Raw genomic sequence first — 22,118 nt, 5'->3', positions numbered from 1 at the left:
AGAACCTTGTAGGCATGCTCGGGATCCCGGAACAGGAAGGGCAGGTCGATGGCGCCGAAGGTGGGCACGAAGTTGATGATGGGACCGTTGGTGATGATGCCCATGTCCACCACGCCCATCTTCATGCGCTCCAGCAGGGTTCGTTCGTCGCCGAGCGTGGCGTTGGGGAAGAGCGTCACGGAGAGTTCTCCGCCGGAGCCCTTCTCCACAAGTTCCTTGAACTTCTCCGCCGCCAGGTGGAACGCGTCCTTCTCGTTCACCACGTGGGCGAGCTTGATCTCCGTCGCCGCGAGGGCGTTCCCCGCGAGGGCGAACAGGAGACACGCGATGGTGCACAACAGCAGAAGACGTTTCATATCCCTACACCTCCTGAAAGATGAATGACCCCCGACCGCAAGAGAGGAGGAAGGCGCACTTCTTCGAAAGCCGCCTTCCCCCGCGAACGGTGCGTTTTCTATACCTCATCATCGTAGTGCCGTCAATGGAGAGTTTCGTTGATTTTTCTCCCGGGACATTCCCGGAAAAAATGCGACGGTCCGGCGGAAAAGCCGCGCATCGAAAGGATTCCGTTCAGTGCCGCCCCCTAGGCGATGGTGTGGAGAAATTCGTCCAGAGCCGCTCCGGCGGGGACCATGGGAAGGACCAGGTCCTTCTGGGGAATGCGGAAATCCGCCACGGCAGGTCCCTCGGTGTCGAAGAGCCACGAGGCGGTCTCGGCCAGATCCGCCTTCGAGTCCACCCGCCGGGCGGGGATGCCGAAGGCGCCGGCCAGTTTTCCCACGTCGTACCCCTCGGTGCGGGTGAAACTGTACCGCTCGTTCCAGAAAAGCTGCTGCCACTGCCGGACCATCCCCAGGGAGGAATTGTTGAACAGGGCGATCTTCACGGGCAGTCCGTAGCGGGCGATGGTGTCCAGTTCCTGGCAGTTCATGAGGAAGCTGCCGTCTCCGGCGATGCACACCACCGGCGCGGGTCCACGGGGTGTGCTCCGGGCGAGGGAGATGCCCACCGCGGCGGGAAGGCCGAAGCCCATGGTGCCGAGACCGCCCGAGGTGATGAAATTTCTGGGGATCTCGGTCGTCCAGTGCTGGGCGGCCCACATCTGATGCTGTCCCACCTCGGTGACCACCGGCATGTTCTTTCCAGCCCGCTCCCGAAGGGCCGCGAGAATGCCCCAGGGGGCGAGTTCCTCCCGGGGGAACGTGGACTGCAGCGGATAGGCCCGGCGCCACTCCGCGATGGTGGCGTGCCACGCCTCTCGCCCCGCCTTCGTCCGTTCCCGGCATTTTCCCTTCGTTCCTTCCAGAAGCAGGTCGAGCACTTTTTTCGCGTCTCCCACCAGGCGGTACGTGGCGGGAATGTTCTTGTCGATCTCCGCGGGATCCCGGTCGATGTGGAGAATCCGCGCCTTCGGGGCGTAGCGGTCCTTGCGTCCCGTGCTGCGCTCGCAGAACCGGGTTCCGACGCCGATCACGAGATCCGCGCCCGAGACGGCCAGGTTCGCCCAGGGCATGCCGTGCATTCCCACGAGCCCCAGGGAAAGGGGATGTGTCTCGGGGAATGCTCCTTTGCCCATGAGGGAGTTGACCACGGGAATACCCTGCTCCTCCGCCAGGCGAAGGAGGGAGTCCCAGGCACCGCCGAGGATGACGCCGCCTCCCGCGATGAGAACGGGTCGGGACGCGGAGAGCAGTGCATCCAGGGCGAGGTCGAGATCGGCGAGATTCTCTTTTCCCTTGGGGTCGTAGCCGGGGAAAGAGACCTCCGGCGGATAGGCGAAGGTGCCGGAGGCGCGTTGCACGTCCGCGGGGATGTCCACGAGGACCGGTCCGGGGCGCCCCGACCCCGCGATGTGGAAGGCACCCCGAATGGCCCGCTGGAGGTCCTCCGTGTTCTTGACGAAGAAACTGTGCTTCACCATGGGAAGCGTGGCGCCGAAGATGTCCGCCTCCTGAAAGGCATCGGTGCCGATGAGGCTCGTCAGGACCTGCCCGGTGAGCACCACGAGAGGAACGGAGTCCATGGCGGCGTTGGCGATGCCCGTGACGAGATTCGTCGCTCCGGGGCCGGACGTGGCGATGCAGACTCCGGTCTTTCCCGAGGCGCGGGCGTATCCGTCGGCGGCGTGGCAGGCGGCCTGTTCGTGTCGTACGAGGACGTGTTTGAACTGTGCGTCGTAGAGCGCATCGTAGAGTGTCACCACGGTGCCTCCGGGAATGCCGAAGGCCACCTCCACTCCTTCCGCCTCAAGAGCCTTCACCACCATTCGGGCTCCGGTCATCGTCATGATCGTCTCTCCTCTCTTTTTCTCTGGAGCGTTTTGCGGAGCTTTTCGCGGATCGTGTCCGTTTCGGCTACACTGCCGCCGCCACGGCGTCCCCGACGGCGCTGCACGTGGCGCCGCCGCCGAACTCCGCGGGAAGCGCGGCCTTGTCGGCCTTGCCGAGGACGTTTTCCACGGCGCTCTCGATCTTCGCCGCCGCTTCAGTCTCTCCGAGGGAAAAGAGCAGGAGTCCCGCGGAGAGAATCGCCGCGAGCGGATTGGCCCTTCCCGTTCCGGCGATGTCCGGCGCGGAGCCGTGGACGGGCTCGAACATGCCGAGGCCCTTGCCGATGTTCGCCCCCGCGGCGACGCCCAGCCCTCCCGCGATGCCCGCCAGGAGGTCGCTCACGATGTCGCCGAACATGTTGGGACAGAGAATGGTGTTGTACTTCCAGGGGTTCCGCACCAGGTGGTAGCAGAGGGCGTCCACGTTGGCCACCTGAAAGTCCAGTCCCTGTCCGCGCACTTCGTCTCCGGCGATGGTCTCCCAGAAGCCGTAGATCTGGGGCAGAGCGTTGGACTTGGACGCCAGAAGAACGCTCTTTTCACCCCGGCGCCGTGCGGTGTCGCAGGCGTAGGTGGCGATGCGGCGCACGCCCTCTTCGGTGGCGAGGCCGAGCTGCACCGCCGCGTTCGTCTCGGGAGAAAAGGAAAGGGTCGTGGTGCCTTTGACGGAGTAGAGGTCCCGGGAGATCTCGACGGGAAAGGAGAGATCGCTCCCCCGTCCCTCGCCGCCGATGCCCATGTAGAAATCCTCCGTGTTTTCCCGGACCACCACGGTGTCGATGCGCTTCCCCTCGGGAATGGCCACGGGAAGGGGCGTGTTGGGAAAGCTGCGGGCGGGGCGCAGATTCACGAACATGTCGTAGTGGAAGCGAAGCCGCAGCAGAATGCCCCGTTCGAGAAGGCCCGGTTTGACTCTGGGGTCGCCGATGGCGCCGAGGAGCACGGCCTGGCACTGCTCGAGTTCGCCGAGAACGGAGTCGGGAAAGATTTCCCCGGTGCGCAGATAGTGGTCCGCCCCGAAGGGATAGGGATGCCACTCCACACCGAAGCCGTAGGCCTCTCCCGCGGCGTTCACCACTTTTTGCGCCTCGGCGGTGACTTCCTTGCCGATGCCGTCGCCGGGGATGACGGCGATTCTGTAGGATTTCGAGATCGACTTCATGGATGCGTTTTCGCTCCTCTCGGGATATGGGGCGGTCAGGCGGAGACGGCCTGTTCCTGCGCGGCGAGGCGCTTTTTCACATAGGGCGCGAGTCCTCCCGTGGTGATGAGTTCCTGGAGAAAGGGAGGAAAGGGCGCGACGGCGTAGGTTTCGTTTCGGGTGAGGTTGGTGATGATCCCGGCAACTCCGTCCACGGAGAGACGGTCTCCAGGCTGAATCTTCGCGCTCGCCTCGGGGGAGATGAAGATGGGGAGCCCCACGTTGATGGCGTTGCGGAAGAAGATTCTCGCGAAGGAGGCGGCGATGATGCACGAAACCTTCGCCCCCTTCACCGCCAGGGGCGCGTGCTCGCGGCTGGAGCCGCAGCCGAAGTTCTCGCCCCCGACGATGATGTCTCCCTCGGAGATCTTGGAGACGAACGCGGGGTCCGCGTCCTCCATGCAATGCTTACCCAGCTCCGCCGCATCGCCGGTGACGAGATAGCGGGCGGGAATGATCACGTCCGTGTCGATGTCGTCCCCGAACTTCCAGGCGTTTCCCTCCAGGCGGGTTCCCCGGGGAGATGCCTGGTTGTTCCGGTTCTCGGTCTCTGCCATGAAGAAGGTCTCCTCTCAGGCCTGGTCGTCCTGCCAGGGGTCTCGGTACGGTTCCCCGAAGGGACCGCAGAAAAGCCCTCCCAGATAGTCGGTCTTCTCCGGCGCGCTCCGTGCGTCCTGTTTCTCCCGGGTGAAGAGCGGAGAACCGTTCTCGAAGGAGAAGGCGAAATGGGAATACGTCTGGGGAAATGCCATGCGTTCCTTTCTTTCCGATTCCTTGCGTGTCATCTTCTCCACCTCATTTCGTCCGGTTGTGTCGATACCGCTGAAAAGGAAAGCCCTTCCGGCTCAAAGGGTCTTCCAGAAATCCCCGGAGACCAGTTCCCGGGGGTCGGTGATGTGCCCCGTCACGGCGGTGGCCGCCGCCACGAGGGGACCCGCCAGATAGACTTCGCTCTGGGGATGGCCCATACGTCCCACGAAGTTTCTGTTGCTCGTTGCGAGACAGCGTTCTCCCGCGGCGAGAATGCCCATGTGTCCGCCCAGACAGGGACCGCAGGTAGGGGTACTCACGGCGGCACCCGCCTCGATGAAGATGTCCAGATAGCCCCGCTTCATGCATTCCGCGAAGACTTCGTAGGAGGCGGGAATGACGATGCACCGTACCGAGTCGGCGACGCGCCGTCCCTTGAGCAGTTTCGCCGCGAGCTCCATGTCCCGGAGCCTCCCGTTGGTGCAGGAGCCGAGAAAGACCTGGTCCACCTTGGTTCCGGAGAGTTCCGCCGCACGCCGCATGTTGCCCGGAGAGCTGGGGGCCGCCACGAGCGGTTCCAGCGCCGCCGCGTCGATCTCGATGCGCCGGGCATAGGACGCGCCCTCGTCGGGGTAGATCGCCTCGAAGGGGCGCCTGCCCCGGGCTTTCGCGTAGGCGAGGACCGTCTCGTCGGGAACGAAGATCCCCGCTTTGGCGCCGCCTTCCACGGCCATGTTGGCCACGGTGAAGCGGTCGTCCAGGGGAAGATCCTTCACGGCGCCGCCGCCGAACTCCAGGGCGGCGTAGCGTGCTCCCTGAACGCCTATGCGTCCCAAAAGAGCGAGAATGAAATCCTTGCCGGTGATCCAGGGCGCACGCGTTCCCTCGAAATCCACCCGGATGGTGGGGGGGACGAGGAACCAGGTCTCTCCCAGTGCCCAGGCGGCGGCCAGGTCGGTGGAGCCCATGCCCGTGGCGAAGGCCCCGAGGGTGCCGCCGCTGCAGGTATGGCTGTCCGCGCCCACAACGATGTCGCCGGGAAGAATGAGCCCCTGCTCGGGAAGGAAGGCATGTTCCACGCCCACCCGTCCCACTTCCCAGTAGAGCATGCCCGTCTCGCGGGCGAAGTCCCGGGCCTCCTTGGCCTGCTGGGCCGCCGCGATGTCCTTGTTGGGCGTGAAGTGATCGGGCAGAATGGCGCACCGGGCCGGATCGAAGACCTTGCGGGCACCCATCTCCCGGAATGCGCGCATTGCGGGAGGAGCGGTGATGTCGTTGGCGAAGGCGAAATCCACCCGGACGGAACAGATGTCCCCCTCCTTGGCGGAATCCGCCGTGTGCGCCGCCAGAATCGCGCTAGGCAGCGTTCGAGGCATGCAGTGTCACTCCCTTTGCGGCGGCGAGTTGATAGAGGCGGTTCACGGCGTTCACGTAGGCCTTGATGCTCGCCTCGATGACGTCCGTGCTGGCGCCGCGTCCTCTCGCCACGAGATTGTCCGTTTTGAGGACGATGTCCGCTTCTCCCACCGCGTCGGATTTTTCGCTCACGGCGGTGATCTTGTAGCTCACGAGTTCGGGCTTGAAGCCCACGATGCGCATCATCGCCGCGTAAGAGGCGTTCACGGGACCGTTCCCCGTCGCGGCGTCGCTCCGTTCCTCCGTGCCGTCGTGGAGGGTCACCGAAGCGGTGGCTCTTCCCTTTCCGGCGAGGTTGACGCTGAAATCCTTGAGGACGAAACGCCGGCTCGGCACGACGGCGAGGATGTCGTCCACCACGAGGGCCTCCAGATCTCCGTCGGTGACCATCTCCTTCTTGTCGGAGAGTTCCTTGAAGAGGGAAAAGGCCTCACCCACCTGGGTTTCCGTGAGGTTGTACCCCAGATCCTCCAAGCGCTTCCGGAAGGCGTGCTTCCCCGAGTGTTTTCCCAGCACGAGCTGGCTTCCCGGGGCTCCCACGTCCTCGGGAGTCATGATCTCGTAGGTGGCCTTGTTGCAGAGCACGCCGTGCTGGTGGATCCCCGCCTCGTGAGCGAAGGCGTTGCCGCCGACGATGGCCTTGTTCGGGGGAACCTGCACGCCCGTGAGGCGCGACACGAGACGGCTCGCGCCATAGAGGCGCTTGGTGTCCAGCCGGGTCTCCACGCCGAAACGGTCCTTCCGCGTCCGCAGGGCCATGACGATCTCCTCCAGGGAGGCGTTTCCCGCCCGTTCGCCGATGCCGTTCACGGTGCACTCCACCTGCCTGGCTCCGGAGGCCACGGCCTCAAGGGAGTTCGCCACCGCGAGCCCAAGGTCGTTGTGGCAGTGCACGGACCAGATCACGTCGGGTCCCGCGTTCACTCGGGTGATGATCTCTCGGACGAAGGCGCCGAATTCCTTGGAGACCGCGTAGCCCACCGTGTCGGGAATGTTGATGGTGGTCGCCCCTTCGGCGATGGCGGTTCTGAAGACTTCCACGAGGAAGTCGATGTCCGAGCGGCTCGCGTCCTCCGCGGAGAATTCCACGTCCGGAATGAGGGACCGAGCGACGGCGACGGCGCGCTTGACCTCTTCGAGGACCTTTTCACGGGTCATCTTCAGCTTGTACTGGAGATGAATGTCGCTGGTGGCGATGAACGTGTGGATCCGGGGACGTGCGGCGGGACGAACCGCTTCCGCGCAGGCCTGGAGATCCTCCGTTCTGGTTCTGGCGAGTCCGGCGATGACGGGGCCGGAAACCTGCTCGGCGATGCTCCGGACGGCCTCGAAATCTCCCGGTGACGCGGCGGGAAATCCTGCCTCGATGACGTTCACCTGGAGGCGGGCGAGCTGGTGGGCGATCTGGAGTTTTTCCGCGCAGTTCAGGTTGATTCCCGCGGACTGTTCGCCGTCCCGCAGCGTGGTGTCGAAAATGCGTACGAAATCCTCGCTCATCTTCTCTCAGACTCCTTCCCTGCCAAGGCCCTTCTCCGCTCCGGCGCCTCCCGAAAGCGGAGAAGGAGCACTGTTTCTCAATCCTCCGGAGCCGATTTGGCCTCCATCCAGGGCATCATCTTGCGCAGTTCCGCGCCGACCCTCTCGATGGAATGATTCTTCTCCCGCTCCATCCACTTCTTCATCACCGGACGGCCGGACTGGTTTTCGAGGATCCAGTCCCTGGCGAATTCGCCGCTTTGCACCCGGCGGAGAAGTTCCTTCATGTTCTCCCGTACGTGCGCGTCCACCACCTTGGGACCGGCGACGCAATCGCCGTACTTGGCGGTGTCGCTCACGGAATAGCGCATCCATCCCAGGCCGCCCTCGAACATCATGTCCACGATGAGCTTCAGCTCGTTGAGGCACTCGAAATAGGCGATCTCGGGCTGGTATCCCGCGTCGACGAGCGTGTCGAATCCGGCCTTCACAAGCTCCGTCACGCCGCCGCAGAGAACGGCCTGTTCGCCGAAGAGGTCCGTCTCGGTCTCCTCCGCGAAGGTGGTCTCGATGATGCCCGCCCGGCCGCAGCCGATGCCGGAACCGTAAGCGAGGGCCACATCCTTCGCCTTGCCGGAGGCATCCTGATAGATGGCCAGGAGGCCGGGAACGCCTTTCTTCTCCACGTACATGCGGCGGACCAGATGGCCCGGTCCCTTGGGGGCGATCATGAAGACATCCGTGTCCTTCGGGGGCTCCACCTGGTTGAAATGAATGGTGAACCCATGGGCGAAGGCGAGAGTGGCACCCTTCTTCAGATTGGGGCGCACGTCCTCCCGATAGACCTTCGCCTGGACGTGGTCGGGCATGAGGAACATGATGATGTCTCCCTTGGCGACGGCTTTTGCCACGGAGAGAACCTCGAAACCGTCCTTTTCGGCGGTTTTTTTCGAACGGCTGCCCTCGTGAAGACCGATGAGCACCGACACACCGCTGTCGCGGAGATTCTGGGCATGGGCATGGCCCTGACTGCCGTATCCGAGGATAACCACGGTCTTGCCCTTGAGTACCTTCATCTGTGCGTCCTTGTCGTAGTACACGTTTGCCACGTTTCTTCCTCCTTCAGCTTTTTCCTCGATCCGATTCGGGATCTCTCCGAGAAAAGCGCGAATGTGCCCCGGAAAGAATGCCTTGTCCTGTCTTCGTCCGATGTTGCAGCCCTTTGAACGCGTCTTTTCCGAGACGTTCTCCCCGGGTTGACGCCGGGGTCTTTTCTCCTCCCTTCCTCGGTCGTTTCAGATACCGCGCCGGGGAGCACGTCTGCTCTCCCCGGCGCGGATTCATGCGAATGAAGGTTCGGGATGTCGCAGGGATTCCGTCTCCGTCTCGCGGACGGGAATCTCCTGCCGGGACGTGCGGGAATCGGCGGCGAATCCGGCGCGTTCCATGGCGACGGCGCCGCTGGAGGCCACTTCCAGGATGCCGAAGGGGCGAACCGCCTCGACGAAGGCATCCATTTTCCCCTGGTCTCCCGTGAGTTCCAGGATCACCGCGTCCTCTCCCATGTCCACCACGCGGCAACGGAAGACCTCCGCGGTCTGGAGCACGTGGGGACGGACATCCATGGGAGCGTGGACCTTCACGAGCATCATCCACCGCTCCACGAAGGGATTTCTGCTCAGGCTGCGGACCTCCACGGTTTCCACGAGTTTCTCAAGCTGCTTCACGATCTGGTCCGCGGGCACATCGTCCCCGCCTACGACCAGGGTGAACCTGGAAAGTCCGGATTGATGCGTGCGCCCCACGCTCAGGCTGTTCACGTTATATCCTCTCCGGGACACGAGCCCGGAAAGCCGCGAGAGAACTCCGGGGTGATCTTCCGTCAGAACGCTGATGGTGGTGTGCTTGTGCCGCATGCCCTTCCCTCCTCACTCGGATGGTGGTGCGCTGTCGCTGCTTCCCTGCCGCCCTTCGCGGCGCTCGAACTCTCCGCAGTCGTGTCTCGAACCTTTCTTTGCTACGGTAATTGCGTAATGTGAAAATACATGAAAAAAGGGCCGGAACCCGTCTTGCGGGTCCCGGCCCTGGTAGCCCTTCGGTCGGTTACATGCGACCGAGCGCTCCGGGAGGGGACCCGCAGCGAAGAATAAGGACTACAAGCAGAATAAGGGCCAGAGAAGAGCGAATCACTGTTGCGGCCTGTGTCTCGTGCACGAGTCATCCCTCCTTTTCGTGAGCTTCGGTCATCGTTCGGCTGGGCCGTTCGAGTTTTTGGACATTCTAGGCGCCTTTGCGTTCTGTGTCAACCCTCTTTTTCAAAAGTGTCATCTTTTGTTGCGGAAGGAGCAAAAATTCCGTTCTTCCGGGACCTTTCAAAAAGAAGAGGCACAGGCTTTTTGTGCAGATATTGCAAGGCGTGAGACGCCCCTCTCCTCCGGGATTGCTCTCCTGGAGGAGAGGGAAAGGAACGAAATTTTTGTCCGCGTGTTCGCGGAATCTTTCGCGGTATCCCGCGAAATTCCTGCCGCATCACGCAATCCCGGCGAAAAAGACGCCTTCGGGAACGTTACGCTCCGAAAATGCGCAACGTGAAACGTAAGATGTGTCGCAACGATCTGTCCTTTTCAGCGCCCCAGATAGGCCGCACGTACCTCGTCCATGGCGGCCAGGTCCGATGCCTTGCCGCTGAGGACGATGCGCCCCGTCTCAAGGACATAGCCCCGGTCAGCGATGGCGAGGGCCCTGTTGGCGGTCTGCTCCCCCCGGAGAATGGTCATGCCGGACTTCCGGACTTCCACGATGGTCCGGAAGACCTCCTCGACGAGGATAGGCGCGAGTCCCATGGAGGGTTCGTCGAGAATCATGAGCGTTCCCCGTCCCATGAGGGCCCTGCCCACGGCGAGCATCTGCTGCTCGCCTCCGGAAAGGGTGCCCGCTTCCTGGTTGCGCCGTTCCTTGAGGCGGGAAAAGAGCGAGAAGACCCTCTCCATGTCCTCGGCGACGGCGGCGGTGTCCTTGCGGATGTAGGAGCCCAGAAGCAGGTTGTCCTCCACGGTGAGATTGGGGAAGACGAGGCGCCCCTCCGGCACGTGGGTGATGCCGGCGCTGACGATGTCGTGGGGAGGAATTCCCACGAGGTTCCGCCCCTGGTAGAGGATCTCCCCCGTTTTGGCCGGAACGAGACCTGAGATGGCCCGGAGGATGCTCGTCTTGCCCGCGCCGTTAGCGCCCACGAGCGTGACGATCTCCCCCTTTTCCACGGAGAAGGAGACGCCCTTCACGGCCTCGATGGCGCCATAGGCGACGCGGAGGTCCTTCACGTCGAGCATCATGCCACCTTCCCCCCTTTGCCGAGATAGGCTTCGATGACTTTCGGGTCGTTCTTGATGTCCTCGGGTTGTCCCTCGGCGATGGTGACGCCGAAGTTCAGGACGGAAATCCGGTTGCAGATCTCCATGACGAGCTGCATGTGATGCTCGATGAGGAGGATCGTCACCTGGAACTCTTTTCTGATCCAGGTGATGGAATCCGCCAGGGTGTCCACCTCCTGGGGATTCATCCCCGCTGCGGGCTCGTCCAGAAGAAGGAGCTTCGGCGAAGTGGCCAGGGCACGGGCGATTTCGAGCCGCCGCTGGATGCCGTAGGGCAGGTTCGTGGCCAGCGTGTCGGCGAAGGGAAGCAGGTTGAGTTTCTCCAGGAGGACGAGGCATTCCTCCTCCACCTGGCGTTCCGTCTCCGTCACGCTCCGGGAGCGCAGGAAGGCGGGAACGAGTCCGTAGGTGATCCGGGGATGCCGGGCGATCTTGATGTTGTCCAGGGCGGACAGGTTTTTGAAGAGGCGGATGTTCTGGAACGTTCGGGCGATGCCCCGGATCGTGTAGTCGTGGGTGGGTTTCCCCACCAGATTTTCACCGCGGAAGAGGATTTCCCCTTCCGTGGGCGCGTAGATACCCGTGAGCATGTTGAAGACCGTGGTCTTCCCCGCTCCGTTGGGCCCGATGAGCCCCGCCAGCTCTCCCTCCGGAAGGGAGAGCGTGAAGTTCGTCACCGCCTTCAGACCGCCGAAGGCGATGCTCAGATTGCGCACGTCGAGAATCGGCCGGGATGTCTCCTGCGGAGTCGTCATGGCTCACTGCCCCCCTTCGTAGCCTTCGGGACGCCGGATCTTCGGGACAAGGAAAGGAAGCTCCTTGCCGCCGTAGATGCCCTGCGGCCTGAAGAGCATCAGGAAGACCAGGGCGATGCCGTAGATGACAAGGCGCCATCCCGAGAGGAAGCGCAGCATTTCGGGAAGAATCGTCAGAAGTGTCGCTCCCATGATGGAGCCCGTCATGCTTCCCGCACCACCCGCGTAGAGATAGACGAGAAAATCGATGGACTTGAGGTAGTTGAACTGGTCGGGATGGAGATAGCCCAAGAGATGCGCCAGGAGTCCTCCGGCCACACCGGCGATGGCGGAACCGATGGTGAAGGCCATGACCTTGTACTTGGTCGTGTCCACGCCCATGGTGCCCGCGGCCAGCTCGTCCTCGCGGCAGGCGATGCAGGCCCTTCCGAAGGAGGAGTAGATGTAGTTCCGCAGAACCCAGATGGTGCCGCCGAAGAAGAGCACGATCCAGAGGAGGTTGCTGTACCGGGGAATCCCCGAAAACCCCCGCGGTCCGCCCACCTGGGGAATGAGCCGGATGAGGGAACGGATGATCTCCCCGAAGGCGAGGGTCACGATGGCCAGATAGTCTCCCTTGAGGCGCAGGGAGGGTTTGCCGATGAGGTAGCCGAAGATTCCCGCCACGATGCCTCCGATGAAGACGGAAACGAGAAAGATCAGGGGGCGGAGGGCCGGAACGAGCACCGACGAGGGAAGAAGCAGGGTCGTCACCGCCGCGGAGGTGTACCCCCCCACGGCCACGAAACCCGCCTGACCTATGGAGAACTGCCCCGTGAAGCCGTTGATGAGGTTCAGCCCCAGGGTGACCATGCAGTTGATCATGGCGAACATGAGAATCTGCACGTAGTAAGAGGTCAGAACCCCCGCCTTGCGCAGTGCCATGACGAGGACATAGAAGGCGGCGAGCCCGAGAATCGGGAGATATTTTCGTAGGGTGTCCATCGCGTTCGCCTCCTACACCTTTTCGATCTTGACCTTGCCGAGCAGCCCCGCGGGACGGAAGAGGAGAATGAGAATGAGGATCACGAACCCCGATCCGTATCCCAGCTCGGAATAGAGGGCCGTGGCCACGACCTCGCAGATGCCCATGATCAGTCCGCCCAGCATGGCCCCTGGAACGGAGCCGATACCCCCCAGAACCGCCGCGATGAAGGCCTTGGTGCCGAGCCAGATCCCCATGAGAACATCGATCATGGGATAGGTCATGGAGTACAGAACTCCTCCCGCTCCGGCCAGGGCCGCGCCGAGGAAGAAGGTCACGGCGATGATGCGGTTCACGTTGATGCCCATGAGCGATGCTGCGTCTTTATTGAAGGAAACGGCCCGCATCGCCCGTCCGACTTTGGTGCGGTGCACGATGTAGGTAAGTGCCACCATAAGGGCGACGGAGACGAGAATGTTCACGATCTGAATGGAGTTCAGCACCGCTCCCGTGGGAAGAGTGAAGTTCTTGAAGGGGATGAGCATGGGAAACGGCCGGTAGTTGGGACCGATGAAGGGCAGCATGCGGGGAAAATTCTCGAGAAAGATGGACACGCCGATGGCGGTGATGAGGGCCGAAAGGCGCGGTTTGTTCCGCAGCGGCCGGTAGGCGAGGCGCTCGATGGCCACGCTCAGGCAGGCGGGAATGAGCATGGCCAGGAAGATGGCCAGGGGGAAATTCGCCCCCAGGAGTTCCGCGGCGAAGTAAGCCACGAAGGCCCCGATCATGACCAGGTCGCCGTGGGCGAAATTGATCAGGTTGATGATGCCGTAGACCATGGTGTAGCCCAGCGCGATGAGGGCGTAGATGACGCCCAACTGCACGCCGTAGATGAGAAGCTGAAGTGTTTCTCGCACGTTGACCCTCTCCCTGCAGCGATTCGTCTCCGAAAGAGGGCGGCACCGCCGCCCTCTTTCGGGGTCCGGAGGATGGCGCTACGGATTGATGGTGGTGACGTAGGTGGTGTTGCCGCCGGTGAACTGCATGATCACCGCCGCTTTCTGGGGATTGCGGTTCTCGTCGAACTTGATCTTCCCCGAGGGGAGATCGATGTCGATGGCGGCAATGGCGTCCCGCAGGGCGGGACCTTCCACCTTGCCCGCGTCCTTCAGTCCCTTGAGGACGATGGCCGTGGCCTCGTAGGAGAGGACTGCGTTGGAATTGGGCACCGTGCCGTAGTTCTCCTTGTACTTCTCGACGAAGGCCTGCACTTCCGGGCGCTGTGCCTCGTGGGAGAAGGCGGCGGTGAAGGCCGCGCCCTCCTCGGCTCCCGCGGCGATCTTCGGAAGATCCGGGCTGTCCCAGCCGTCGCCACCCACGAAGGGAACGGTGATGCCCGCCTTGCGGGCCTGGTTCATCTGGAGTCCTGTCTCGAAGAACGCGTTGGGCAGGTAGAGCACTTCCGCATCGCTGGCCTTGATGTTGTTGAGCTGGGCGTTGAAATCCCGGATGTCCGAGCCGCCGTAGGCCTCGAGTGCGACGACCTTGCCGCCCATGGCTTCGAAGCTCTGCTTGAAGAACTCCGTGAGCCCCTTGGAGAAGTCATTGCCGTTGTTGTAGAGGATGGCGGCCTTCGTGGCCTTGAGGTTCTCCATAACGTACTTGGCCATGACGCTCCCCTGGAAGGGATCGATGAAGCAGGCCCGGAAGATGTAGTCCCCCACCTGGGTGACCTTGGGGTTCGTGGCGAAGGTGGTCACCACGGGAACTTCCGCGGCCTGGGCGATGGGGCCTCCCGCGAGGGAGGTGGAGGAGGCGTCGGGGCCGACGATGGCCACGACTTCGTCCTGGTCGATGAGTTTCCGGAAAGCGTTGGCGGTGATGTCGGGCTTGTTCTCGTTGTCCTCAAAGATCACCTTCACCTCGTACTTCTTGCCGCCGATCTCGAGCCCGTCGGGGGCGAATTCCTTCACGGCCAGTTCGACGCCGTTCTTGATGTACTGGCCGCCGATGGCGTTCTGTCCGGTGATGGGAGCCACCACGCCGATCTTGATCTGGTCGGCGGCGAAGGCCATACCGCCGAAAAGCGTGACCACAAGCAGTGCGCACAGGGACAGGAGCAGATTTCTCTTCATGATTCTCCGTTTCCTCCCTTCAGAATTGGCACATCTTTTGCGTTTTGCGCCGGAGCGCTGCGTCGCATTCGGTTCCGTCTCGCCGCGACTTCTTCCGTCATGTCTCACCTCCAGCCCGAGAAAAGAATGGGTTCCGGGAAATGGCAGTGTTTTCCGTGACGCGAGGCGCGTCGTTTTATGCGAGAGACGTCAGAAACGCTCTCATGCGCTCCAGCGCCGTTTCGATGGTCGTCTCCGATGCGGCGAAGGAGAGGCGCAAGAATCCCTCTCCCGCGGCGCCGAAGGCGTTTCCGGGGACCGTGACCACTCCGGCCTTCTCCAGCAGCAGCCGGGCCGTTTCCTCGGAGCTTTTGCCGAAGGCGGAGATGTCGGGGAAGGCGTAGAAAGCCCCCTCGGGCATGTGACAACGCACGCCCGGAATGGAAAGGAGTCCTTTCACGAGAAGATCCCGCCGTCTCTGGTAGCCGAGGCGCATCTTCTCCACGACATCCTGGGGGCCGTCGAGAGCGGCGAGACAGGCTACCTGAGCGGCGGCATTGACGCAGGAGGAGAAATTCTCCTGCAACCGGGTCATGGAGGCGATGCTCTCCTCCGGGCCGTGCACGAAGCCGACCCGCCACCCTGTCATGGCGTAGGTCTTGGAGAAGCTGTTCACCGTAAGAACCCGGTCGGCCATGCCGGGAAGAGAGGCGAGGCTCACGTGAACGCGCCCGTCGTAGAGAAGGTGCTCGTAGGGTTCATCGGAGATGACCGCGAGGTCGTGACGGCGGATCACCTCGGCGATGTCCGACAGTTCCTCCCTGCGGAGCACCGCTCCGGTTGGATTGGAGGGTGAGTTGAGAAGAAGCGCCTTCGTGCGGGGAGTAATGGCCTCTTCAATGGATTTCGCCCTCATGTGGAAGGCGTCCTCGGCGTAGGTGCGCACGGGGACCGCCACCCCGCCCGCGAGGTGAACCTGGCCGAGATAGTTCGGCCAGCAGGGATCGGGGATGAGCAGCTCGTCCCCGGGATCGAGCAGGGAGGAGATGCAGAGCATGAGTGTCTCGCAGGCGCCCGTCGCCACCAGGATGTTGCGCTCCGTTCCCGGAATGGCGTTTTCCGCGGCGAGCTTTGCCGCCAGAGCCTTGCGGAGTTCCGCAATGCCCGCGTTGGGGGTGTATTTCGTCGCGCCCTCGCGGAGGGCCTGGACGCCCCGCTCGACAATGTGCTCCGGTGTGGCGTAGTTCGGCTCTCCCACACCGAGATTGGCCGCGTCGGGGTAGTTTGCGGCGAGAGCGAACATGGTGCGGATTCCCGAAGGGGGGTTCGTGCGGGACCGATTGCTCAGATGCATGGCACTCGCTCCTTTCCTCTTTGTGTCAGCGCTGGACCCTGCCGCTGGCATCCCCGCCCACGAGAGTGAGCACGTCCGAAACGGAGATGCGGTTGAAGTCGCCGGGGATGGTGTGCTTCAGGGCCGAGGCGCCCACGGCGAATTCCAGCGCCTCCCGGGGGCCGGCGAGCCTGCGGAGGCCGTAGATCAGCCCGGAGCCGAAGGAATCGCCGCCGCCGATGCGATCCACGATGTCGTTGATGGCGTACTTCCGGCTCACGAAGAAATTGTCCCGGTCGGCGAGGATGCCCGACCAGTTGTTGCTGTCCGCACTGAGGCTCTCCCGAAGGGAGACGGCGAGGAAGCGAAGGTTCGGATAGGCCGCGAGCACTTCCTTCGCGAGTTGCCGGTAGCTCTCCGCCTCAAGGGTTCCCGCCGTGACGTCCACGTCGACCTCGATGCCCAGCGTCTTCTGACAGTCCTCCTCGTTGCCGATGAGGACCGAGACGAAGCGGACGATCTCGGGCATGACCTCCAAGGGTTTCTTTCCCCATTTCCAGAGTTTCTTGCGGTAGTTCAGATCGCAGGAGACGGTGATGTTCTTCCTGCGGCACGCCTCCAGTGCCTCAAGGGTCGCCAGGGCGGTTCCCTCGGAGATGGCGGGAGTGATTCCCGTCACGTGGAACCATTCGGTCCCCTCCAGAATGGCATCCCAGTCGAACTCGCCGGGCATGATCTCCGCGATGGCGGAATGGTTCCTGTCGTAGAGCACCACCGAAGGGCGGGCGCAGGCGCCGGTCTGGGTGTAGTAGATGCCCATCCGATTCCCCGAGCGCCGGATGGAGGCGGTGTTCACGCCGAAACTCCGAAGTTCCCGGATGGCCGCGTCGCCGATGGGATTCGGCGGCAGAGCCGTTACGAAAGCCACGTCTTCGCCGTAGTTGGCGAGGGAGACCGCCGCGTTGGCCTCGGCCCCGCCGAAGGTGGCCACGAAGCCCGGCGTCTGGAGGAACATTTCGTGGTGCGGCGGGGAAAGACGGAGCATGAGTTCTCCGAAAGTGACGATTTTCGACATCGCTCCAAACCTCCTCTAGCGGTTCTTTCGAATCCGGGCGATTTCCGCCACGACACGGGCCGCCGCGTCGCGGACGGCCCGCGGATCGTTCTCACCCCCGCCCGCCTTGGTGAGGGAGCTTCCCATGCCCACGGCAAAGGCGCCTGCCTTGAACCAGGTTTCCAGATTTTCCTCCGACACGCCTCCCGTGGGCATCATGCGGGCGTGTGGCAAAGGGCCGTGGACGGCCTTCACGAACTCGGGGCCGAGGCATTCGCCGGGAAAGACCTTCACCACGTCCACACCGAGTTCCATGGCCCGGACGAGTTCTGTCACGCTTCCCACGCCGGGCATGTAGGGAACTCCGTAGCGGTTGCAGCAGAACGCCACCTCTTCGGAGAGGTTGGGGGAGATGATGTACCGGGCTCCCGCGAGAATGCACGCCCGGGCCGTCGGGGCGTCGAGGACCGTTCCCGCGCCGAGGATCAGCGAGGAGCCCCGGTGGTGTTCGGCGAGAAAGGCCATGAGTTCCAGCGCTCCCGGAACGGTCATGGCGACTTCGATGGCGGGAATGCCGCCTTCGTAGACGGCGTTGGCCACTCCGAGCCCCTTTTCCTTGTCGCTGGCCCGGATGACTGCCACGACTCCTTTTTCATGGATCGCGTCGAGGATCTGGTACTTGGCGATGGGCAACATGCGAAATCCCTCCGAGTGAAATGTGACGTGATGGTCTTCACGGATACGACGGCGTTCCGCCGTCGTATCCCAACAGTTTCGAAATCGCCAGAGCCGCTTCGAGGACCTTCTCCCCCAGAGGGCGAAGCTGGTCGTCGGCGAAGCGGTAGGCCGGAGCGGAGATGCTCAACGCTCCCACGGGGTAGCCCTTGGCGTTCAGGATGGCCGCCCCGACACAACGGATCCCCTCCTCGTTCTCCTGGTTCTCCTCCGCCCATCCCCGTTCCCGAACGGTGCCGAGCATGGCGAGGAGTTCCTTGGGGGTCGTGAGGGTTCGTTCCGTACGGGAGACGATCGGAACGGAACGAAGATAAAGGTCCAGCTCGGCCTGGGGAAGGCTCGCCAGAATGGCCCTTCCCGCGGCGGTGCAGTACATGGCGAGGGTCGCGCCGATGCGGGAGCGCATGCCCACGGGATGGGAGGATTCGAGCTTGTCCAGGTAGAACGTCTCTCCGTTCTGAAACCGGGAAAGATGGATCGTTTCCCCCACTTCCTGGAGGAGGTTCTTCAGGACGGGTTTTGCCAGGGTGACCAGGTCGGTCTGACGCCGATAGGTCTCGGCCCACAAAAGCGGTGCCGACCCCATCCGGTAGCGGCCGTTCTCCGTTCGGAGCACCACCCGGTGCGCTTCGAGGGTGACGAGGAGCCGGTGCACCGTTGCCTTTGAAAGCCCCACGGTGGAGGCGATCTCCGTGACGCCCGCGTCCTCGCGGAAATCCACCAGCGCGTTGAGAACGGCCAGGGCGCGGTCGAGAACCCTGATGTTCGAGGAGTCCGTGGCGCCGGTCATGCCCTGTTTCCGCGCATGATCCGCAGCGCGGTGCGGCAGGCGTTGCCGAAGATCAGGCCGTCCACGCTCCAGGCGATGTAGAGGAAGCCTTCATCGAGGCGGCGCAGCGCTTCTTCGGGGGAGGTGACGAAGATCCCCGTGGGCTTTCCCGCATTGCGGGCCACGGAGAGAACCTGGGCGACGGCGCTTTTCATGTCCGGATGGTCGATCTGCCCGGGGATGCCCAGGGATTGGGAGAGGTCGTAGGGGCCTACGAAGAGCACGTCCACGCCCTCCACGGCGGCGATCTCCGGGAGCGCCTTCAGGCCGAGCACGTTTTCGCAGTGGGTCACGATGAGGGTTTCCCGGTTGGCTTCCTCGAAGGCGTGGTCCAAGGGAATGAGGCCGTAGGAGGAGGATCGGGGAAGCGCCACGCCCCTGCTGCCGAGGGGAAAATACTTGGCCCCCCGAACGATGCGTGCCGCCTGTTCGGCGCTGTTCACCTGGGGGATCTGGATCCCCTGGGCTCCCACGTAGAGGGTTTTGAGAATCCAGGTGTCGCTCGTCTCGGGAACGCGCACCACCGGCGTGGCTCCCCGCAGTTCCGCCCCCCGCAGGAGATTCTGAAGGGACTCCGGATCCATCGGACCGTGTTCCGCGTCGATGATGACGAAATCGAACCCGGCGATACCCGCGATCTCCACAAGGTCCGGAGAGTTCAACGTGATGAAGGTTCCCATGACGGGTTTTCCCGCGGCGAGCATTTCCTTGATCCTGTTCTTCATGATCGTTCCCGCCTCCTTTTTGTTGTGCCCCCGGGCACTTCAGCGTGGCTTCCATGAAGATTCTGTGTTTCACTCAACGAGACAGCATCTTGCTCTATAGAACACAGTATAAGTGACGGCGGGCGGTTTGTCGATATTTTTAAAACAATGTTTCATTCAATGAAACGCGGGGGCCGAGCGTTTTTTCGTCCATGTTCCGGTACGGGTGTGGTTCTATAACGACGAGCTTTGTGTACTCGCGATCTTCTGTTGTTTCCGGATCCGCCGTTTCCATTTCCATGAGAGGAGGTCCAGCGCACGCGGTTCTTTCCGGGGGAAATCAAGCCGGTTCGCTTGTGCCATGCTCCGGACGAAGGAGCTTTTCGGCACACGACGCGGGACAGACAGGAAGAAGCGAGTTTCGGTATGAACCGGGAAGGTGTGCAATGATCCATCTTGACAGAAGTGGGGATCCTCGTGTAAGAAAAGACAATCGTGATGTATCCACTTATGGATCCAAAAAACGGAGTGTTCCGGATGGAAGGATGGATCTGTGGCAGGGCCACGGTCGGGAACGTCTCGAGCCATTCAGGAGGAGAAGGAGAAAACATGCCGAGAGGACGTGTCGAATCGAAAGCCCGGGACGAGATCTTTCGTCTCATCGTGGAACGTGAACTCGCCCCGGGAACGAGAATCACCGAGGTGTTCCTTGCGGAGAAGCTGGGCATCAGCCGCACCCCCGTTCGCATCGCTCTTCGGGAGCTCATCGCCGAAGGGTTGCTGGAGCGGGACAGCACCAGGGGGTGCATCATTCCTCCGCTGGAATCGGAGGACATGCGCCATGTCTTCTCCCTCCGGGAGAAGCTGGAGGGAATGGCTGCGGCGCAGGCTGCGGAGCATGCTTCCCCCGAGGACGTGAAGAGCCTGGAGCGGATCCTCGAGGAAGGAGCGGAGGATTACACGGGGTGGCGCAGGGAGGCCTTCGCCAGACACAACGAGGAATTTCACCGGCGCATCGCTCGCATGAGCGGCAATGCCTATCTGGAGAAATACATCGGAGAATGCTTCTGGCGGTCCCAGATCTACGTGTTCTTCTTCGACACTTTTTTTCTCTTCGGTGCCGAAAAGAGAACTCTGGAAGCCACGCCCTACTATGGAACATCCTTTACGGAACACGGGGACATCCTTGCGGCCATCCGGGAGCGTCGCTGCGAGGATGCCGGGCGGGCCATGGAACGGCATGTGAGGGCCTCGTACACGTTGCTGGTCAAAAAACCGTGAGCGCAACGGGAGGCGTGGCGTGCGCGCCACGCCTCCCGTTGCGCTTTTCTGGGACAAAGAAGGGGCGAAGGGCGCATGCGGAACGGACGGTGCGCGCCGTCGCTCCGTGCCGCGAAGCCGGGTGGGACCGGCCCGTGGCGCTCGACGGCAAGGCGGAACAGGCAGAATGACATTGCGGGAAGGGACGTTGCGGAAATGGACAGCGGAAACTCCTGAGGGAGACGTTGCCATGAACGAGAAAGGAAGGTTTTCATGAGCGAGCGGGAACACCTTGACTTCGACGATTACGGTGAGAAGTGGTTCAGCGACGACGCCTCCTTCGAGGAGGATCTGAAGCACGTCTGGGGACGCCGCTGGAGCGTTTCCTCCGAGGTGGGCAAGCTCCGGGCGGTGCTTCTGCGGCGGCCCGGCAAAGAGATCGAGAACATGACCGATCCCGCGGCCTGGCGCTGGGGTGCCGTCATGGACCCGGAAAGGGCGCGGGCGCAACACGACGCCTTTGCCGAGATCTATCGCAAGGCCGGTGCGGAGGTCTTCTACGTGGAGGAGCAGCGGGAGGACCGTCCCAACGCGCTCTTCATGCGGGACAACGTCCTCGGTACCCCCGAGGGGGCCATTCTCTGCCGCCAGGCCACCCGTTTCCGCCGGGGCGAGGAGCGGGCCGTTGCGGCGACTCTGGGACGCATCGGCTGTCCCATCGTGCGCACCGTCTCCGGCCGGGGCGTCTTCGAGGGCGCCTGCGGCATGTGGGTGGACCGGCAGACCATCATCCTCGGAACGGGAGTGCGCTCCAACGAAGAGGGAGTCCGCCAGGTCGAGGAGACCCTCCGGTACATGGGCGTCACGGACATCCTCCGCTTCCAGATTCCCTGGGGGCACGCCCATCTGGACGGGCTGATGAACATCGTGGACCGGAAGAAGGCCCTGATCTTCCCGTGGCAAACCCCCTACGACGTGATCAAGCCTCTCGTGGATCGGGGCTTCTCCATCATCGAGGCCCCCTCCATCGAGGAAGTGAAGCGGGGCGCGGCGGTGAACCTGGTGGCCCTCGAACCCGGCGTGGTGGTCCTTCCCTCGGGCAATCCCGAGACACGGAAGGCCTTGGAGAAGGGCGGCGTGGAGGTCATCGAGACGGACGTGACGGAGATCCTCAAGGGGTACGGCTCCCTGCACTGCATGTCCGCCTTCCTGGACCGGGACGAGATCTGAGGCGACACAGGCCGGTGCCGGGGGACTTCCGGAGCGATGGAGGCTCTTCCGGCCCGGTCCGCGGAAGGATGGAAAGAGGTGCGCAGGTGATAGTGCGCCGCACCTCTTTCCCGGTGGCCTCGCTCCCCCGCTTTCTTCGGGGACGCTTCTTTTGCGATGCATCTCCATGACGCCGTTTGTGAATGGCTCCTATCCCATTTCAAGGGGTGAACGCCTTTGGGTACTCTTCTGCAGCAGATCATCAACGGCCTGTCGCTGGGATCGGTGTACGCCCTCATCGCCGTAGGCTACTCCCTGGTGTACTCGATCCTTCTCTTCTCCAACTTCGCCCACGGAAGCTTTCTCGTCATCGGGGGCTATTCCTGCTACTTCGCCCTGAAGACCCTGGGGATGAACATCTGGCTCGCGGGCGGACTGTCCCTTCTCGCCGCGGGAGCCAGCGCCAGTCTCACGGACAGACTTGCCTACAAACCGATCCGTGAGCGGACCAACGTCACCCTCTACCTTCTCATCGCCTCCATGGGCATGAGCATCGTCATCGAGAATATCTTCGTCGTCACCGTGGGAGGGCGCTTCCGTGCCCTTCCTCCGGTCATT

21 protein-coding genes and 1 pseudogene are annotated in these 22,118 nt (G+C 62.9%); 3 read left to right on the top strand and 19 right to left on the bottom strand.

Annotated features, from left to right (window positions below):
* The 19 genes from dctP to Q1K49_RS13615 form a co-directional block, all read right to left on the bottom strand.
* A partial coding sequence (gene dctP / locus Q1K49_RS13705) for a TRAP transporter substrate-binding protein DctP (protein ID WP_300526537.1) occupies positions 1-356 on the bottom strand: 356 nt, incomplete at its 3' end.
* Positions 357-583: 227 nt separating this feature from the next.
* Entirely contained in the window at positions 584-2,287 is a 1,704-nt protein-coding gene (gene ilvB / locus Q1K49_RS13700; RefSeq protein ID WP_300526536.1) for a biosynthetic-type acetolactate synthase large subunit, read from the bottom strand.
* 67 nt (positions 2,288-2,354) lie between these two features.
* Complete coding sequence (locus Q1K49_RS13695; protein ID WP_300526535.1) at positions 2,355-3,491, bottom strand: isocitrate/isopropylmalate family dehydrogenase; 1,137 nt, start codon at positions 3,489-3,491, stop codon at positions 2,355-2,357.
* A gap of 35 nt (positions 3,492-3,526) precedes the next feature.
* Entirely contained in the window at positions 3,527-4,087 is a 561-nt protein-coding gene (locus Q1K49_RS13690; RefSeq protein ID WP_300526534.1) for a 3-isopropylmalate dehydratase small subunit, read from the bottom strand.
* Positions 4,088-4,102: 15 nt separating this feature from the next.
* A complete protein-coding gene (locus Q1K49_RS13685) occupies positions 4,103-4,315 on the bottom strand; it encodes a hypothetical protein (RefSeq protein WP_300526533.1) in 213 nt (70 codons plus the stop codon).
* A 60-nt stretch (positions 4,316-4,375) separates the two neighbouring features.
* Positions 4,376-5,656, bottom strand: a complete 1,281-nt coding sequence (locus Q1K49_RS13680; RefSeq protein ID WP_300526532.1) for a 3-isopropylmalate dehydratase large subunit — start codon at positions 5,654-5,656, stop codon at positions 4,376-4,378.
* Complete coding sequence (locus tag Q1K49_RS13675) at positions 5,637-7,193, bottom strand: 2-isopropylmalate synthase (protein WP_300526531.1); 1,557 nt, start codon at positions 7,191-7,193, stop codon at positions 5,637-5,639. The genes Q1K49_RS13680 and Q1K49_RS13675 overlap by 20 nt, the downstream gene beginning before the upstream one ends.
* A 77-nt stretch (positions 7,194-7,270) precedes the next feature.
* Positions 7,271-8,281 (bottom strand): ketol-acid reductoisomerase, encoded by a 1,011-nt coding sequence (gene ilvC / locus Q1K49_RS13670; RefSeq protein WP_300526530.1) that lies wholly within the window; start codon positions 8,279-8,281, stop codon positions 7,271-7,273.
* 231 nt (positions 8,282-8,512) lie between these two features.
* On the bottom strand, positions 8,513-9,088 hold the full coding sequence (gene ilvN, locus Q1K49_RS13665) for an acetolactate synthase small subunit (protein ID WP_213693308.1): 576 nt from the start codon (positions 9,086-9,088) through the stop codon (positions 8,513-8,515).
* Positions 9,089-9,796: 708 nt separating this feature from the next.
* Positions 9,797-10,501, bottom strand: a complete 705-nt coding sequence (locus tag Q1K49_RS13660) for an ABC transporter ATP-binding protein (RefSeq protein ID WP_300526538.1) — start codon at positions 10,499-10,501, stop codon at positions 9,797-9,799.
* The gene (locus tag Q1K49_RS13655) at positions 10,501-11,298 is read right to left on the bottom strand and encodes an ABC transporter ATP-binding protein (protein WP_213693309.1); all 798 of its coding nucleotides are present in this window, start codon (positions 11,296-11,298) and stop codon (positions 10,501-10,503) included. The genes Q1K49_RS13660 and Q1K49_RS13655 overlap by 1 nt, the downstream gene beginning before the upstream one ends.
* A gap of 3 nt (positions 11,299-11,301) precedes the next feature.
* The gene (locus Q1K49_RS13650; RefSeq protein WP_300526529.1) at positions 11,302-12,282 is read right to left on the bottom strand and encodes a branched-chain amino acid ABC transporter permease; all 981 of its coding nucleotides are present in this window, start codon (positions 12,280-12,282) and stop codon (positions 11,302-11,304) included.
* A 12-nt stretch (positions 12,283-12,294) separates the two neighbouring features.
* On the bottom strand, positions 12,295-13,179 hold the full coding sequence (locus Q1K49_RS13645; protein ID WP_026368418.1) for a branched-chain amino acid ABC transporter permease: 885 nt from the start codon (positions 13,177-13,179) through the stop codon (positions 12,295-12,297).
* 78 nt (positions 13,180-13,257) lie between these two features.
* Entirely contained in the window at positions 13,258-14,397 is a 1,140-nt protein-coding gene (locus Q1K49_RS13640; RefSeq protein WP_300526528.1) for an ABC transporter substrate-binding protein, read from the bottom strand.
* 175 nt (positions 14,398-14,572) lie between these two features.
* A complete protein-coding gene (locus Q1K49_RS13635) occupies positions 14,573-15,730 on the bottom strand; it encodes a pyridoxal phosphate-dependent aminotransferase (RefSeq protein WP_300526527.1) in 1,158 nt (385 codons plus the stop codon).
* Between the two features lie 25 nt (positions 15,731-15,755).
* Positions 15,756-16,784, bottom strand: a complete 1,029-nt coding sequence (locus Q1K49_RS13630) for a sugar kinase (protein WP_300526526.1) — start codon at positions 16,782-16,784, stop codon at positions 15,756-15,758.
* Between the two features lie 15 nt (positions 16,785-16,799).
* Positions 16,800-17,459: a bifunctional 2-keto-4-hydroxyglutarate aldolase/2-keto-3-deoxy-6-phosphogluconate aldolase gene (locus Q1K49_RS13625; protein WP_300526525.1), complete on the bottom strand. Its 660-nt coding sequence runs from the start codon at positions 17,457-17,459 to the stop codon at positions 16,800-16,802.
* Between the two features lie 37 nt (positions 17,460-17,496).
* The gene (locus Q1K49_RS13620; protein ID WP_213694193.1) at positions 17,497-18,288 is read right to left on the bottom strand and encodes an IclR family transcriptional regulator; all 792 of its coding nucleotides are present in this window, start codon (positions 18,286-18,288) and stop codon (positions 17,497-17,499) included.
* On the bottom strand, positions 18,285-19,052 hold the full coding sequence (locus Q1K49_RS13615; RefSeq protein ID WP_300526524.1) for an aldolase/citrate lyase family protein: 768 nt from the start codon (positions 19,050-19,052) through the stop codon (positions 18,285-18,287). The genes Q1K49_RS13620 and Q1K49_RS13615 overlap by 4 nt, the downstream gene beginning before the upstream one ends.
* A gap of 588 nt (positions 19,053-19,640) precedes the next feature.
* Here Q1K49_RS13615 and Q1K49_RS13610 point away from each other — a divergent pair.
* The 3 genes and pseudogenes from Q1K49_RS13610 to Q1K49_RS13600 all read left to right on the top strand — a co-directional run.
* Entirely contained in the window at positions 19,641-20,312 is a 672-nt protein-coding gene (locus tag Q1K49_RS13610) for a GntR family transcriptional regulator (protein ID WP_213694195.1), read from the top strand.
* Between the two features lie 252 nt (positions 20,313-20,564).
* Complete coding sequence (locus tag Q1K49_RS13605; RefSeq protein WP_213694196.1) at positions 20,565-21,521, top strand: arginine deiminase family protein; 957 nt, start codon at positions 20,565-20,567, stop codon at positions 21,519-21,521.
* Between the two features lie 216 nt (positions 21,522-21,737).
* A pseudogene (locus Q1K49_RS13600) lies at positions 21,738-22,118 on the top strand (branched-chain amino acid ABC transporter permease); the annotation flags it as partial.

It is taken from the genome of Aminiphilus sp., from assembly GCF_029975095.1.
Taxonomy (GTDB): domain Bacteria; phylum Synergistota; class Synergistia; order Synergistales; family Aminiphilaceae; genus Aminiphilus.
This window is presented reverse-complemented; position numbering and strand designations above follow the sequence as displayed.